The organism is Nonomuraea sp. NPDC050153 (assembly GCF_044460125.1).
Lineage (GTDB): Bacteria > Actinomycetota > Actinomycetes > Streptosporangiales > Streptosporangiaceae > Nonomuraea.
This window is the reverse complement of the sequence record NZ_JBITJQ010000017.1, coordinates 21,056-35,883: the sequence shown is the minus strand read 5'-3', so window position 1 is coordinate 35,883 and position 14,828 is coordinate 21,056. Positions and strand designations below refer to the sequence as shown.

13 protein-coding genes are annotated in these 14,828 nt (G+C 70.6%); 6 read left to right on the top strand and 7 right to left on the bottom strand.

The window, feature by feature from the left end:
• The first annotated feature begins 247 nt into the window (after window positions 1-247).
• Window positions 248-1,048: an MOSC domain-containing protein gene (locus ACIBQ1_RS34555; RefSeq protein WP_397283505.1), complete on the top strand. Its 801-nt coding sequence runs from the start codon at window positions 248-250 to the stop codon at window positions 1,046-1,048.
• A gap of 77 nt (window positions 1,049-1,125) precedes the next feature.
• Here the strand turns inward: ACIBQ1_RS34555 and ACIBQ1_RS34550 are convergent, their stop codons facing one another.
• Window positions 1,126-1,407 carry a hypothetical protein gene (locus ACIBQ1_RS34550; protein ID WP_397283504.1) on the bottom strand — a complete coding sequence of 94 codons (282 nt, stop codon included), beginning with the start codon at window positions 1,405-1,407 and terminating at the stop codon, window positions 1,126-1,128.
• Between the two features lie 64 nt (window positions 1,408-1,471).
• Here ACIBQ1_RS34550 and ACIBQ1_RS34545 point away from each other — a divergent pair, with 64 nt between their 5' ends.
• Window positions 1,472-2,542: a DUF6348 family protein gene (locus ACIBQ1_RS34545; RefSeq protein ID WP_397283503.1), complete on the top strand. Its 1,071-nt coding sequence runs from the start codon at window positions 1,472-1,474 to the stop codon at window positions 2,540-2,542.
• Between the two features lie 226 nt (window positions 2,543-2,768).
• Window positions 2,769-2,987, top strand: a complete 219-nt coding sequence (locus tag ACIBQ1_RS34540) for an EF-hand domain-containing protein (protein WP_397283502.1) — start codon at window positions 2,769-2,771, stop codon at window positions 2,985-2,987.
• A gap of 251 nt (window positions 2,988-3,238) precedes the next feature.
• Here ACIBQ1_RS34540 and ACIBQ1_RS34535 read toward each other — a convergent pair whose 3' ends face one another.
• The gene (locus ACIBQ1_RS34535; protein ID WP_397283501.1) at window positions 3,239-3,937 is read right to left on the bottom strand and encodes a hypothetical protein; all 699 of its coding nucleotides are present in this window, start codon (window positions 3,935-3,937) and stop codon (window positions 3,239-3,241) included.
• 367 nt (window positions 3,938-4,304) lie between these two features.
• Between ACIBQ1_RS34535 and ACIBQ1_RS34530 the strand changes: the two genes are divergently transcribed.
• On the top strand, window positions 4,305-4,832 hold the full coding sequence (locus tag ACIBQ1_RS34530) for a hypothetical protein (RefSeq protein ID WP_397283500.1): 528 nt from the start codon (window positions 4,305-4,307) through the stop codon (window positions 4,830-4,832).
• On the opposite strand, the gene ACIBQ1_RS34525 is transcribed toward ACIBQ1_RS34530, so the two are convergent.
• Both ACIBQ1_RS34525 and ACIBQ1_RS34520 read right to left on the bottom strand, forming a co-directional pair.
• A complete protein-coding gene (locus ACIBQ1_RS34525; RefSeq protein WP_397283499.1) occupies window positions 4,829-5,773 on the bottom strand; it encodes an acyltransferase domain-containing protein in 945 nt (314 codons plus the stop codon). The genes ACIBQ1_RS34530 and ACIBQ1_RS34525 overlap by 4 nt on opposite strands.
• Before the next feature lie 278 nt (window positions 5,774-6,051).
• Window positions 6,052-9,285 carry an efflux RND transporter permease subunit gene (locus ACIBQ1_RS34520; protein WP_397283498.1) on the bottom strand — a complete coding sequence of 1,078 codons (3,234 nt, stop codon included), beginning with the start codon at window positions 9,283-9,285 and terminating at the stop codon, window positions 6,052-6,054.
• 105 nt (window positions 9,286-9,390) lie between these two features.
• Here ACIBQ1_RS34520 and ACIBQ1_RS34515 point away from each other — a divergent pair, with 105 nt between their 5' ends.
• Window positions 9,391-9,837, top strand: coding sequence for a MarR family winged helix-turn-helix transcriptional regulator (locus ACIBQ1_RS34515; RefSeq protein WP_397283497.1), 447 nt, complete (start codon window positions 9,391-9,393; stop codon window positions 9,835-9,837).
• 174 nt (window positions 9,838-10,011) lie between these two features.
• Here the strand turns inward: ACIBQ1_RS34515 and ACIBQ1_RS34510 are convergent, their stop codons facing one another.
• The 3 genes from ACIBQ1_RS34510 to ACIBQ1_RS34500 all read right to left on the bottom strand — a co-directional run bounded on the left by ACIBQ1_RS34510 (window position 10,012) and on the right by ACIBQ1_RS34500 (window position 13,984).
• A complete protein-coding gene (locus ACIBQ1_RS34510; protein WP_397283496.1) occupies window positions 10,012-12,297 on the bottom strand; it encodes a HelD family protein in 2,286 nt (761 codons plus the stop codon).
• Window positions 12,298-12,408: 111 nt separating this feature from the next.
• Window positions 12,409-13,728 carry a lanthionine synthetase LanC family protein gene (locus ACIBQ1_RS34505; RefSeq protein WP_397283495.1) on the bottom strand — a complete coding sequence of 440 codons (1,320 nt, stop codon included), beginning with the start codon at window positions 13,726-13,728 and terminating at the stop codon, window positions 12,409-12,411.
• Window positions 13,729-13,834: 106 nt separating this feature from the next.
• Entirely contained in the window at window positions 13,835-13,984 is a 150-nt protein-coding gene (locus ACIBQ1_RS34500; protein ID WP_397283494.1) for a hypothetical protein, read from the bottom strand.
• A gap of 57 nt (window positions 13,985-14,041) precedes the next feature.
• Here ACIBQ1_RS34500 and ACIBQ1_RS34495 point away from each other — a divergent pair, with 57 nt between their 5' ends.
• Entirely contained in the window at window positions 14,042-14,803 is a 762-nt protein-coding gene (locus ACIBQ1_RS34495) for an SDR family NAD(P)-dependent oxidoreductase (RefSeq protein WP_397283493.1), read from the top strand.
• The last annotated feature ends 25 nt before the right edge of the window (window positions 14,804-14,828 follow it).

The following is a 14,828-nucleotide window of genomic DNA, read 5'->3' as shown; positions in this document are numbered from 1 at the left end:
CGACGGCCAGGCGCGTTGTACAGGGCCCCCAGCACCACCGGCGTGGGAGGAGATGCCGGCCCGGGTGGCGAGATCGACGACGTGGAGAACCCACCTCCCCTACGGCGCCGACTGGCGGGTTGACCTGTACCCCAGGGGTAGGGTTTACGGTTCCGGTCATGCGAGTGGACGAGTTGGCGCGGCGTACCGGGGGCACGGTGCGCACGTTGCGCCTCGGGCTCGGGCCGCGACCGGCGGCGGAGGGCCGGTGAGCGTGACCCGGCAGCTGCACTCCTGCCCCTGCCAGAACCTCCCGGGCCGGGCGGAATCGCCGCCCCTGCCGGTGGGCCAGGTCGTCGAGCTGGCGCGCTATCCGGTGAAGTCCCTGGGTGGCGAGCGGCTGACCCGTGCGCGCTTCACCGCCGACGGGGTCGCCGGAGACCGGAGCTGGGCGGTCTACACCGCGGACGGCGGGATCGGCAGCGGCAAGACCACCCGCCGCTTCCGCCGCATCGACGGTCTGCTCGACCTGCGCGCCCGCCTGGACGGGCCGCCCGCCGCAGCCCCAGGAGACGCCGACGTGCCACTGCTGATCCTCCCGGACGGGCGAGAACATCGTGCCGATGACCCGGCAGCCGGTCAGGCGCTCAGCACGCTGCTCGACCGGCCACTACGCCTGAATAGGCAGTCCTCCGTACCCCACCACGACGAAGCCCCTGTTCATCTCGTCACCACGGCCGCGGTGCGCAAGCTGGAGCAGCTGCTCGGCGAACCCGTCGACGTCGCCCGCTTCCGCGCGAACCTCGTGCTGGATGTGGACGGCGCCGGCTTCGTCGAGGACGACTGGCAGGGCCGTCATCTCACCATCGGCCACCAGGTGGAGCTGTGTCTCGGGCCGGGCATGCCCCGCTGCGTCATGGTCGGCATGCCCCAGCCCCACGTGGGGCTCGGACCCGACGCGCGGCTCCTCAAGCTGCTCGGTCACGCCCACCAGGTACGGTTCGGCCTGCAAGCAGGCGTCGTGCGCGGCGGCACCGTCCAGCAGGGGGACCTCGCCGCTCTCCGCTAGCGAAGCGGGCACCGCTGCCTCCAGCTGATCGTCCTGGGCAACGTCAACGAACGGGCCGGGCCAAAGACGGTCCGGCCTCACTTCCCGGGGCTGGGAGTGGTCTCCAGGTGGGTGGTCGTCGGCGGGCCCGGGGCGCGGCCGGCCGGCGGGTATTCGCAGTCGAGCTGGCTGACGTCCACATCGCGACTTCCGCCCCACCCCTCACCCTCGCGGGCGGTATAAACGAACGTGCAGGCTCTGCCGTGTGAATCGCTGAAGTTGGAGACGTAGATCTCGTCGTCGTTGGCGCAACCCGCCACCAGGGTCAGCGCCGCCACACCGAGGGCCGCGCCCCATTTCGTGGCGCTCCGAGCGGACATACCCGAAGTCTACGGTGGGAGATCGGGGTGAAGCTTGCCCTCGGGTTGGAAGTAGCGTTGCGCCATGATCGGATCAATGGGGTTGGATGCCGCTGTCGAGGTGGGGATCGCCGCGTTCTGCGCGGGTGAGCAGCCTCCGGGTGACGAGGAGGTGTGGGAGCGGCTCACCGGGGCCGGCGTCGAGCCGTGGCTGGCCGAGCGGCTGCTGATCTTCCTGCCGATGGCGTACACGCGGCGGTTGCTACCGGACGTCTCGTACCCGGACGGGCTGACGACCCCCGGCGGGCGGGTGAGCCTCTCGGCCGAACCGGTGTTCATGGCAGCGCTGAGCCGCGCGCAGCGGGCCGGCCGTGACGAGGTCAGGCGGATCGCGATGCGCAGCGGCGAGTTCAACGCGATCAACAACGCGTTGCACGCCGGATCGCAGCTGTCGGACCTGATGCTCAGCGAAACCACCCTGGTCAAGGACCTGGAACCGGTCGAGCCAGGCGACGGCGGCATACCCTCGCCGCGAGCCGCGTTCGAGGACTTCCTGCGCGGGCACGGCGTACCGCTCAACGGCGAGACGAAGGTCGGCGCGGAGCTGTTCGTCCACCCCGCCCCGGCCGGCGTGGTGATGGCCCAGGTCGACTTCGCCGTCTCACACCCGGCGCTGGCCAGGCCATGGCTGGTGGAGAGCTTCGCCGGGCACGGCACCACCTGGCGCGAGGCGATCGGCCAGGCGATGGACAAGTTCAGGCTCGGCGCGCTGCACCCGATCGTCGACGGCCTCCTACGCCCCGGCGCCGCCCCCGACCAGGTCGAGCGCATGCGTTACGAGCACCCGAGCGGCACGTTCGAACTGGTGCTGGGCGCCCAGATCAACCTGTTCACCGACCGGTCAGTGCCATCGGTCGGGCCACTGCTGGACCGGCTGCTGGAGGTGCTGCGCGCCGAACCGCTCACGCGGAAGGTCCACGGGCTACGCCTGTTCATCGCCTACCACGACGGTCGGCTGCAGACCAACGAGGTGCTGCTGGACAGCGAGCGGTGGCCCGGTGGCGAGGCGGTGGTCGCGGACAGCCAGGCACCGCTCCCCCACGGGAAGCTCGCGGTACGGAGCTTCGGCCTGCTCATGCCCGTCGACAACGCGTAGCGTTCTGCGGCGGCACGCCGGCCGGCCCGAGGTGAGCTTGGGCCGGTGCCCACGGATGCGGCCGCGAGTGTGCACGGCCGTCGTCGGTGTCGCCACGATCAGCTCGCGTTGCGCCTCGATGGCGCGACCGGCGTCTTCGGCCCGTCATCCTCGCATGGGGTACAGGCACGTGCTTCGATATTGCTTTGTCCGTACACCGAATAAATCGCACGATGAGAGGTCACCCATGCCGGATCTTGACGACCCGACCGCCACGTTCCAGGAATTCGACCGCGACGGGGACGGATACATCACGCGCGAGGAGTTCGCACTCGCCATGAACGCGCGCGGCGAGGAGGTCACCGCCGCCGAACTCGACTCGATCTTCAAGGTCTCGGACGAGCACGATGGGGATGTGGACGGGCGTATCTCGTTGGCGGAGTTCCTGGTGGCCTGGAGCAAGTGACGGCGCGCCTACCCACCGCTAACGATCACCGGGTCGCCCCAGCAGGCACCCGGTGGCAGCGGCGCACACACTCCGGCTGGGCTCACGTCCCAGCCCGCCCGCCGACTGTCCATCCCCCGAACCGTGGAGACGGTTCCATGCCACAGCGGTCCTCGGCAGGGCCGCATATGCTCGATCCGGTGTATCGGTTCCGCCACGTTCTCGGGCGCGTGACGTGCGTGATCGAGCCGGATCTACCATCCTGACGTCACCTAGGTGGACGGCGGATCTTCTCGCTGAGTGAGGCTGGACAGCCAAATTTGATGGCTGTCAAGCTTGATCGCTTCCGCGCCCACCTCGCTGCGATCCAGGAATACCCAGACCGTGTCCGTCTCTTCGCCGAACTCGAAATCCAAAACCCATGCACGCGGAGCGCGCCGTTCCCCTTCACGCTTATGGAGAGTGCCCCTGCTCGCCCCCGCCAGCCGTACCTGCTCTTGGGAAAGCCCGCGCTGGATGCAGATGCAGGCACGAGCTACCTGGATCGCTTCGCGCTTGCGCAGGCGGCGGACGCGCCTTCCCTTCATGGCGGCGACTCGGTTCTTCAGAAGGTCATAGGCCGCGTTTCCCGCCACGCCGCCGGCAACTGCACCAGCCAGGAAGGTGACGAGATCGACCATCGCTTCAACGCCGAGCCCACCCGCAGTCGCCTCCGCAGACACGGTGAGTGTGCCTGCTGAAGTGACGTCGGCCTCTTCCAGCGTGGCTTCGGGGTCGAGACGGCGGTACGAGCCATCGGGGTCCTGGAAGTCTACGACGTAGCGCAATTCTCCTGCGCCGGGGTACTGATCGATAACGGCACGAGCCACGTCGCGGACACACGTGTCCACTGGGACGTCGGTCAGCTCAAAAGCCTGAAGGTCAGGACCATGGACGGTCAGTGTCAGGTGAGTGATGGGTCCGTCCGCCATACAACCATGGTGGCGTATTCATCAAGCCAATACCCGGCCCAATCCTCCGATGTGTTCGGGAGACTGCTACCCGTACCGAATGCATCCCTCGCCGAGCCGGCGGGCGATGAGGGCGCACGCGAGCACGTTCCAGGAGCGGGTTTCGACAGCCTCGTCGGGGACCTTCACAGCGGATCCGGTGACGCGGTTCTGGCTGTGCGGTTCGCCGTTCGGGCACATGAGGGGATCTCCGAGAGGGTCGATTACGCGAAAGCCAGCGCCGGTGGGTGATCCGAGGGCGGCTGCGCCTGCCTGCAATCCGGCGAATCCCCAACAACCAATCCGCACTATCACTAAAGTGATCAAGTCAAACCAAGGAGGGAACGCCATGAACCGAACGAACGCCCTACGGATCGGCCTGTCGGCGCTGGCCGTGGCGCTGGCAGGCGGGCTCGTGCCGGTCGCCGTCGCGCCGGCCGCGCTCGCCGCCCAGAAGGCGACACTGGGACCGTACGGGTACGGCAACCTGAAGCTCGGCATGAGCGCCGCGAAAGCCAAGGCGACCGGGAGAATCGTCCGCAAATCAGTCGGGGACAACGCCAGATGCACGGGCTGGGATCTGAAGGAGAACCCGTACCCCAACTACCGGGTCGGGATGTACATCTCCAAGAACTACGGCGTGACCATGATCGTCGCACCCTCTGGCCTCAGGACGCCCAAGGGCATCGGCATCGGCTCCACCAGGGCACAACTGAAGGCCGCCTACCCCGACCTGCGGCGTGGTCCCGGCGGCTATCCCACCGCCGGCGTGCCGGGCAACAAGAAGGCGCTCTACCTCTTCTATGTGTCCAACAAGACCAACCAGGTCGCGGGGATGACCCTGACTCTCGCCAAGCACGACTGCCGCAAGTACTAGATCGGGAAGCGGCCGCGGCGGATGCGCCAGTGGCGGCCGGCCTTCAGGTGGTCGACGATCGCGCGCTGGAGCACGGTACGGCGCGGCAGCTGGTCGAGCGGCGTGGTCAGGGTACGGAACACGAACCGCAGCACCTCGACGTCGGCGTCCAGCCCTTCCAGCTCTTCGTGGGGCTCCAGCTCGAACCTCCGCTGGAACCGGACGATGTTGGAGTCCCCGGGCAGGTACTCCAGTAACTGCGGGTCGAGCAGCCACGAACTGCAGGAGAACGCCGTGTAGCGCTCGTCGGGAAAGTGGCGTGGGAAGAACGCGCGGGCCTCGTCGAGCGACGCCGCGACCGCCTCCGGGGTCATCGGCCCCGACTCGGGGATGTGCAGGTCGATGGTGGTGCCGCCGCGATGGTGCTGCAGCCGGCCCAGCTCGTAGATGCCGCCCCGCGCGTGCAGCGTCAGCCAACTCTGCATGACCGGCCAGCCCTCGCGGTGCATCCGCCGGTCGATCGCGAGGTTGCGGCCCAGATCCGCGAGGGTCGCCCACGACACGGCATCGGCGATGCCGTGGTCGCGGTGGTACCCCGTGACGACGTCGACCAGGGCCAGGTACGCGTACACGTAGAGATGCCGCCAGGCGGGCCCCCGTTCGCGCGGTAACTCCGGACCGGGAGGCAGCCAGCCGTGGCCCCCGAGATCGGCGCGGACCAGGGCGATCGAGCGGTCGAGCAGCCAGCGCAGCTCCGGAGTCCACAGTGGAGAGTCGGGGTCGGGCCAGCCCGCCATGATCTCGGCGGCGTCGTCCGGCCGCACCGCGAGCCGGTCGAGGATCGCGGGCGCGTCGGCCTTGGCGGGCAGCGGAGCCGAGGGCCGGTCGCCGGCGAGCCGGTGCACGCGGTCGACGTCCTCGACGGGTACCCCGAGCCGGGCGGCGGCGGCGTCCAGATCCACGCTGACGATCCTACGATCACCGGCAACGCCACGGAGAAGAGTCGAGGGATCTCCCTTGCGTTCCGTTTTGTTGACCTCCTGCCCTCCTCGGCGCGAGAGGACTGCGAGCAGGGTCACCGACTGCCTCAAGCCGGTGAGACGCCGACAGGATGCCTCACCCCCGGCTCGCATCGCTTCCAGGATGCCTTCTTTGACCTCGTCAGGTCGTTCGACACAGCCGCCGCCCGGCCACGTGCCCGGCGGGGTGTGGACCCCGCCGGGCAAGGGCGCTGCCGCCGTCAGGAGGTCGGCGTGAGGACCTTCGCCTCGTGCTTGGGCTCGGCCGGCTTGCGCCGCATCCGCTCCTTCGCCCGCTCCACCATCGTGTACAGCGTCGGCACCAGCACCAGGGTCAGCAGCGTCGAGCTGATCAGACCGCCGATGACCACGATCGCCAGCGGCTGCGAGATGAACCCGCCGGAGCCGGTCACCCCCAGAGCCATCGGCGTCAGCGCGCAGATCGTGGCCACCGCCGTCATCAGGATCGGCCGCAGCCTGCGCCGCCCGCCCTCGATGACGGCCTCCACCACGTCCATGCCCTGTTCCCGATACTGGTTGATCAGGTCGATGAGCACGATGGCGTTGGTCACCACGATGCCGATCAGCATCAGCATGCCGATCAGCGCCGGCACGCCCAGCGCGGTGTCGGTGCCGACCAGCAGCCCGATCGCGCCCGTGGCCGCGAACGGGATCGACACCAGCAGGATCAGCGGCTGGACGAAGCTGCGGAACGTCGCCACCATGATCAGGAAGACGATCGCGATCGCCGCGAGCATCGCCATCCCCAGGTCGGAGAACGCGTCCGACTGCTGGGCCGACACGCCGCCGATCTCGTAGGTGGCGCCCGCGGACAGCGTCAGGCCGTCCAGCTTGGTCGTCAGCGCCTGCGTCACGCTGCCCAGGTTGCCGGGGTCGGCCGCCTTGGCCGACACCGTGGCCGAACGCTCGCCGTCGATCCGCGTCACCTGCGTCGGCCCGGCCACCTCCTTGACGTCCGCCACCGTCGACAGCTTCACCATGCCCGCCGCCGTCGGCAGCTTCAGGTCCTTGATCGCCTTGATGTCGTCCGGCGCGTCCGCGCCGCGCAGCACCAGGTCGCTGGAGCGGCCGTCCAGGGTGATCTGGCCCAGCGGCGCGCCGCGGAAGGCCTGCGCCACCGCCTGCCCGACCTGCGCCTCCGACAGGCCCCGCTCCGCGGCCTCCTGCCGGTCCACCACGACCTCGACGCGCGGCGCGCTGGCCTCCATGTTGGAGGACACCTCGGTGAGTCCCGACACCCCGCCCATCGCGGTCTTGACCGTGTCGGTCGCCGTACTCAGCGTCTCGGCGTCGGGCGCCTGCACGATCACGTCGATCGTGTCGGAGGAGAACCCGCCCCCGCCGGCGCCGCCCACGGTGACCTCGCCGACCCCCGACAGGCCGTCGATCCGCTCGCGCAGCTGCTGCTGCACCTTGTCCGGGTCGGCGTCCTCCTTGACCGTGACCGAGTACGACGCCCGGTCCGCGCCGCCGCCGACCGCGCCGCCCTGCATGGCGTTGCCGCCGCCCACGTTCACCTGGTACGTCTCCACGCCGTCCAGGCCCTTCAGCACGCCCTCGACCTGCTTGGCGGCCTTGTCCGTGGTCGCCAGGTCCGTACCGACCGGCATCTTCTGCGACAGGGAGATCGTGTTCTGGCCCGAGGAGTCCAGGAAGTTCGTCTGCAGCCCGCCGGCCAGGCCCATCGTGCCGATGAACACCGCCACGCCGATCAGGATCGTCACCAGCTTGAACCGCGTCGCGAACCGCAGCACCGGCAGGTAGGCCCGCTGCAGCGGCGAGCGCAGCTCCTTGGCCTCGGCCTCCTCGCGCTGCTTGCGCGCCTGCTCCGGCGTCAGGTCCGGCGCCTTCAGGAACCAGTACGCCAGCACCGGCACGACCGTCAGCGACACCACCAGCGAGGCCAGCAGCGCCACCGCCACCGTGATCGCGAACGGCCGGAACAGCTCGCCCACCATGCCGCCCACGATCGCGATCGGCGCGAACACCGCCACCGTCGTCAGCGTCGAGGCCGTCACCGCGCCCGACACCTCGCGGACCGCCGCCAGGATCGCCTGCAGCTTGGCCTCGCCGTACCCGAGATGTCGCTTGATGTTCTCCAGCACCACGATCGAGTCGTCGACCACCCGGCCCACGGCGATCGTCAGCGCGCCCAGGGTCAGCATGTTCAGCGAGTAGTCGCCCGCCCACAACACGATCAGCGCGATCACCACCGACAGCGGGATCGACACCGCCGTCACCAGCGTCGAACGCACCGACAGCAGGAACACCAGGATGACCAGCACCGCGAACGCCAGGCCCAGCAGGCCCTCGGTGGTCAGGCTCCGGATCGACTCCTCCACGTACGGCGCCTGGTCGAACACCACCGACACCGCCGTGTCCGAGCCGTCGCCCAGCGCCTTGGTCAGGTCGGGCAGCTTCTCACGGACGTCGTGCGAGATCGACACCGCGTTGCCGTCGGGCACCATCGTCACCGACACGCCCAGGCTCGTCTTGCCGTCCGTACGGGTGATCGTCGTCGCGTCCGCCAGCCCCTGCTTGATCTCGGCGACGTCGCCCAGCTTGACCGGCTTGAGCGGCTTGGGCTTGACCACCTGCTGCTGCGCGAGCGCCGCCTGGGACTGGCCCGGCCGACCGGCCTGCCCGGTCTGCGGGCGTGCCTGCGCCTGGCTCGGCTGCTGCTGGGTGGCCGCCGGCTGGGCCGGGGTCAGGTACAGGTCCTTCAGCTTGGCCACCGAGTCGACCCGCGTGCCCACCTGCACCGTGAGCGACTTGCCGTCGGCCGTCAGCGCGCCCGCCGGGATCGGCGTGCCGTTCGCTTTCAGCACGTCGGGGATCTGCGCGGCCGACACCCCGGCCGCCGCCATCTTCTTGGTGTCCGGCTCGATCGTCACGACCTCGTCGCGGGTGCCCGTGACCGACGCCTCCCGTACGCCCTCCACGCTCTGCAGCTCCGGCACCATGATCCGGCGCAGCTTGTCGGCCATCGCCCGCTCGTCGCCGCCGTCGCCCACCGCGAGCACCACCACGGGGATGTCGTCGGTGTTGCCCGCCACGACCTGCGGGTCCACCCCGTCCGGGAGCGTGACCCGGGTGACGGCCTGCTGCATCTTGTTCAGCGAGGACTCGACGTCAGTGCCGTACTCGAAGGCCACCTGGATCTGCGCCAGGCCCTCCTTCGACGTCGAGGTCATCTGCTCCATGCCGTCCAGGCCCTGGAACGAGTCCTCGATCGGCTTCGTCACCTGGTCCTCGACGATCTCAGGCGAGGCACCCGGATACGCCGCGACCACGAACGCGCCAGGGAAGCTCAAAGATGGCAGCAGCTGCTGCTTCAACTGCGGAATCGTGAACGCGCCGAACGCGCTGAGCACGAGCGCGATCAATATCACAAGGGTGCGGTTGACCAAGCTCAACCGGGCGAATGCGGTCATAGGCGTCCCCTCCAAGAGTTCGCCCCAGACTAACACTTCGCCTTGAACGAATATTTAGACAGATTGAGCTTTCCTGATAACCTTCTCAGGAAGCGAGAGGTGAGTGTGAGCGACGAACGCGAAGACCTGATCCGTCGAATCAGCGAGACACAGCGTGGCATGGGGCGGCTGTTCGCCCAGGATCAGTCCCCGCTGTTCACCTCCAATCTGACCATGCGACAACTCCATGTCGTCATGCTCCTGGCCTTCAACGGCTCCGCCTCCGGGCAGGAGCTCGCCCACCACCTCAGTGTCAGCCTCGGCACCGTCACCGGCCTCGTCGACCGCCTCGTCGCCCACGGCCTCGTCACCCGCCACGAGGACCCCCAGGACCGCCGCGTCCGCCGCGTCGAGCTCTCCCCCGCCGGGACCGCCCTGGTCGAGGAGATCCACAACTTTGGGCTCCAGCACTACCGCCGCATCCTGGACCACCTCGACCTCGAAACCCTTCGCTCCCTCGACCACATCACCCGCACGATCCGCGCGGTGGCCGACAAGCTCTACAACGGCTGACCCACGCCATCGGTTTCCGCCACCCCACCGTTGACGGCGCTCCACCCGCGACCCCTGGACGGAGGACGGGCGACGCCTTCCTCACGGGAAGCGCCGACACCTGAGAAGGCGGGTGGCAGACGCGGGAACGGCGGCGGCCCCGAACGCCAGGGCCGAAGCCGCCGCCCGGCGCCTTTACATTGAGGATTCGGAAGTCAGCCGAGCCAACACCCCCGGCAACTCCCCCTCATACACCACCGTCAGCCGCCGAGTGGCCCGCGTAACCGCCACGTACAGATCCTGACCCCCCATCGGCGACTGCCCCATGATCCCCGCCGGATCCACCACCACGACCGCGTCGAACTCCAGCCCCTTGGCCTGCCCCACCGTCAGCACCACCACCGGCGCGTCCAGGTCACCTTCAGGGAACAGCCCGGCCACCTCCGCGTGCCGCGCGTCCGAGGTGACCACGCCTACCCGGCCCTCACCGATCGAGGCCAGCTCCTCGGCCACCAGCCCGGGCAGCCCCGGCACCGGCAGGCGCACCGCGCGCGGTCGCGAGCCGCCCTCGCGCACCGACTCCGGCGGTTCCTGCTCGGGCGCGAAGGCCCGCAGCACGTCCGCCGCCACCGACATGATCTCCACCGGCGTGCGGTAGTTGACCAGCAGCCGCTCCTCGCGCCAGCGCCCCTCCAGGTACGGGTCCAGCACCTCCCCCCACGACCGCGCCCCGGCCGCCGACCCCGTCTGCGCCAGGTCGCCCACGACGGTGAGCGACTTCGCCGGGACCCGACGCATGATCATCCGCCACGCCATGGCCGACAGCTCCTGCGCCTCGTCCACGATCACGTGCCCGTACGCCCACGTCCGGTCCGCCGCCGCGCGGTCGGCCGTCGTCAGCCCGAGCCCGTCGTCGGCGTGCCGCCCGGCCAGTACGTCGGCCCGGTCGAAGATGCCCTCCTCCAGCACCCCCGTGGTCTGCAGCACCTCCAGCGCGTACAGCTCCCCCGACGCCTGCTCCTCGGACTCCCGTCTGGCCACGACCCGGCGTTCCGAGTCGTCCTCGCCCAGCAGCTCGGCGGCCTCGTCCAGCAGCGGCACGTCCCCGGCCGTCCACGGCGCGTCCACCGGGCGGACCAGCTCCTGCCAGTCCAGCCCCGACGGCGCCACCGACCACAACGTCTCCGGCGAGGCCAGCAGCTGCGAGATCAGCCCCTGCGGCGTCAGCTCCGGCCACAGGTCGTCGACGGCCCGCCGCACCTCCGGCTCGCCCCACAGCCGCTGCGAGGCCAGCTCCAGGTCCAGCTCGTCCAGGTCGCCTTCCAGGTCGAGCGGCTGCGCCAGCTCCGGTTCGTCCTCGATGACCAGCTCTTCGATGTGCAGCGACTCCTCCAGCGCCCGCGCCTCGGCCCTGGCCAGCTCCTTGAGCATCTCGGTGACGTACAGCTTGCGCGCCATGTTGTGCGGCAGCCGCACCGCCCGCGCCCGGTTGCGCAGTTGCACGCAGGTCGCGTGCGGGACCCGTAGGTTCAGGCCGTCGAGCTCGACCACCAGATCGCCCTCGGGTGTGCGCTGGCGCAGCTCCAGCGCGCGGGTCACCACCTCGGCCATCAGCACGTCGCCCTTGACCACCGCCGTCGCCGGCGCGTCGACCGCCCTCGCCCGCACCCCCGGGAACATCTCCCCGACCGTGGTCATCACCACCTGCGTCTCCCCCAGCGCCGGCAGCACCTGGCTGATGTAGCGCAGGAACATCGAGTTGGGGCCCACCACCAGCACGCCGCGCCGTTCGAGCGTGGCGCGGTGGGTGTAGAGCAGGTACGCCGCCCGGTGCAGCGCCGCCACGGTCTTGCCGGTGCCCGGCCCGCCCTGCACCACCAGCGCGCCCTGCAGCGAGGCGCGGATCACCCGGTCCTGCTCGGTCTGGATGGTGGCCACCACGTCGCCCATCCGGCCCGTCCGGCCCCGGCGCAACGCCGCCAGCAGCGCCGCCTCGCCGACGAGCGTGCGCCGGTCCCCATCGCTCATCCCCTCCAGGTCGAACACCTCGTCGTCGATGCCGACGACCGTACGGTCCTTCAGGTGCAGGTGCCTGCGGCGCACCAGCCCGCCCGGGTGGGTGGCCGTGGCCACGTAGAACTGCCGCGCCGCCGGCGCCCGCCAGTCGATGAGGACCGACTCGTGCTCCTCGCCGCGCAGCCCGATCCTGCCGATGTACGCGCTCTGCCCCGCGCCGTCGTCGATGCGGCCGAAGCACAGGCCCCGCTCGACCGCGTTCAGCTGGGCCAGTCTCCTGGCCTGCTCCGAGGCCATCGCCTCGCGTTCGACCATCGCCTGGCGGGTGCCGCCGGCCCTGGCGTACACGTCCCGCAGTGTCGCCTGGGCCCGCTGCCTGGCGACGTCGAGCCTGCTGTAGAGCCACGACACAGTACGCTGTTCGCTGTCAAGGGCTTCCGCAAGACCATCTTGACGATTAGCCATTCGCTGATATACTCCTAACCGGAGGATTGCGAAACCTTTGCCTGAATTGGGCAATCGAGCTTAACGCCGCGCGCGCGTGCGCGCAATCTCCTCATTGCCGTGTTCCAGGTGTTATTCGGGCAGCGTGCCCGCCGGTGCCGGGATCGCCGGGAACGGGTTGTCCGGCAGCAGGATCACCCGCCGCCCCCGCGCCGCCGCCTCCAGATGCAGCAGCGCCGCGCCGATGCCCGCCGCACCAGCCATGTACCCGGTGTCCGCGCTGACCTCTCCCGGACGTACCCGCTCAAAGGCCTGATACCACCGCAGCCCCCCGCTGTCGCCGCTCGCCCTGCCCGCCAGGTGCGCGCCCAGGGTCCGGGCGAAGCTCAGGTACGCCTCCCGTCCTGTCACCGCCCACAACCCGACGAACAGCTCCACCAGCCCCGCCAGCCCGCAGCACTGGCAGGCCGTGTCCCACAACCCGGGCACCCGCCGGCCCGGCACGCCGCTCGTCACGATCCCCGTGGCCAGCCGCTCGGCCCACTCCAGGTCGGCCGGATCGCCCCCGGCCCGGAACAGCTCCACAAACATCCGCGCCACCCCGGCGGAACCCGAGCAGAACCCCAGGTAGTACAGCCCCCGCGCCTGCGGCAGGTGATGCGGCACCAGCGCGCGCCGGCCGCTCACCACGCTGACCCCGCGGACGAAGTTCGCGCCCCTGCGCGCCGCCTCCAGGAACCGGGTGTCCCCGCTCACCCCGTACAGGCGGGCCAGCAGGAACGCCGTCCCCGCCGTGCCGGCCAGGAACCCCGGCGTGACCGCGTCCGCCGGCAGGCCCGCGCAGTCGCCGAATCGGTGCCCCGGCACCGCCAGCCGCGCCGCCCGCAGCCCCACCTCGGCCGCCAGCTCCCCGTACGAGGGCGTCCTCAGCATCGAGGCGCCGTGCAGCAGCGCCAGCACGACACCGCCGTCGCCCCGCTGCGCCGGGTCCCCCGACCAGCCGGGACCGCCCTCCATCGGCCGCGCCGCCCGCGCCACCCGCTCCAGCGCCGCCATGGCCGCCTCCTCGGCCAGACCGTCGCCCAGCACCCACCCGGCCTCGCACAACGCGACCGCGATCCCGCTCAGCCCGTGGTGGAAGGTCACGTCGCCGACCCCGGGCCAGGCCTTGACCAGGTACCGCACGCCCGCCCGGGCGTCCTCCAGGTACTCCTCCCGCCCGGTCGCGGCGGCCAGCTCCAGGAAGAACAGCACGATGCCGGCCGCGCCGCCGTACAGGGAGGCGGGCTCGGGCGTCAGCGCGGAGCGGCCCCGCGGGTCGGGATTGGCCACCCAGTGCCGCGCCCGCGCGTCACCCGCGGCCGCCGTCCTGATCCACCGTGCGGCCCCGATCGCGGCGCTCAGCGGGGTGCCGGTGCCGTCGCCGGACGCGCGGGTCGGATCCAGGCTCATGACGCACCCGAGGCCTCTTCCCAGTGGGTGAACGGGCTCACATTCTCTCCCATCCCGACCTGCCCGCCAATCTGCCGCGTCCAAGCCGGCGAAACCAGGTCGTCGATCAGCCGAGCCGGGCGACGCCGGCGAGCAGGGCTTCGGGATCCACGGCCGGGAGGCCGATCAGCCGCCGGAAGACCTCCGGGTCGGTCCCCACCGCGCCGGCCGAAGGCACGAGCGGCCCGGCCGGCCCCGCGACGACGCCTGGAGCCACGCGGTGGTGCCCCTCGGGCGATGGGCCGCCCACCCCGGGGTGCTAGCTTGTCCGACCATGTCTGACTATCTGCGAGGGCTGTTCTCCCTCGACGGCCGGCGCGCCCTGGTGACCGGCGGCAGCTCCGGCATCGGGTACGCCATCGCCGAGGCGATCGGCCGGGCCGGGGCCGAGGTCGTGCTGGTGGCCCGCAGGGAGAGCGAGCTCGGCCAGGCCGTCGCCCGCCTGCGCGAGCACGGCGTCACCGCCTCGCGGATCAGCGCCGACCTGGCCGACCGCGACGACGTCCAGCGGGTCTGCGCCACGGCGGGCGACATCGACATCCTCGTCAACGACGCCGGCAACAACATCCGCAAGCCCATGGCCGACCTCTCCCTCGACGACTACGAGCGCACCATCGCCGTCAACCTCACCGCCCCCTACCTCCTCGGCCAGCACTTCGGCCCGAGGATGGCCGCCCGCGGATGGGGCCGCATCATCAACCTCGGCTCCCAGCAGTCGATCAGCGCCTTCGGCGACAGCGGCGCGTACGGCACGGCCAAGGCCGCCGTCGCCGGCCTGACCCGCTCCCAGGCCGAGGCGTGGTCGGCCCGCGGGGTGTGCGTCAACACGATCATCCCCGGCTTCGTGCTGACCCCGCTGACCGAGCCCGCCCAGGCCATCCCGGGCCGCGTGGAAGCGCTCGCCGCCCGCCACATGGTGGGCCGCAACGGCGTGCCCGAGGACTTCGCGGGCGCGGCGGTCTTCCTGGCCGGTGACGCCTCCGCGTTCGTCACCGGGCAGATGCTCTTCGTGGACGGCGGCTTCTCCGTCCACTAGCCCCGGGGCGGAGGCGTGGCCGGGT

Bases quoted from the DNA above. Each gene is read 5' to 3' on its own strand.
- ACIBQ1_RS34495 (WP_397283493.1), top strand. From the start codon at position 14,042: ATGTCTGACTATCTGCGAGGGCTGTTCTCCCTCGACGGCCGGCGCGCC.
- ACIBQ1_RS34510 (WP_397283496.1), bottom strand. From the start codon at position 12,297: ATGGCTAATCGTCAAGATGGTCTTGCGGAAGCCCTTGACAGCGAACAG.
- ACIBQ1_RS34505 (WP_397283495.1), bottom strand. From the start codon at position 13,728: ATGAGCCTGGATCCGACCCGCGCGTCCGGCGACGGCACCGGCACCCCG.
- ACIBQ1_RS34530 (WP_397283500.1), top strand. From the start codon at position 4,305: ATGAACCGAACGAACGCCCTACGGATCGGCCTGTCGGCGCTGGCCGTG.
- ACIBQ1_RS34535 (WP_397283501.1), bottom strand. From the start codon at position 3,937: ATGGCGGACGGACCCATCACTCACCTGACACTGACCGTCCATGGTCCT.
- ACIBQ1_RS34520 (WP_397283498.1), bottom strand. From the start codon at position 9,285: ATGACCGCATTCGCCCGGTTGAGCTTGGTCAACCGCACCCTTGTGATA.
- ACIBQ1_RS34540 (WP_397283502.1), top strand. From the start codon at position 2,769: ATGCCGGATCTTGACGACCCGACCGCCACGTTCCAGGAATTCGACCGC.
- ACIBQ1_RS34550 (WP_397283504.1), bottom strand. From the start codon at position 1,407: ATGTCCGCTCGGAGCGCCACGAAATGGGGCGCGGCCCTCGGTGTGGCG.
- ACIBQ1_RS34545 (WP_397283503.1), top strand. From the start codon at position 1,472: ATGATCGGATCAATGGGGTTGGATGCCGCTGTCGAGGTGGGGATCGCC.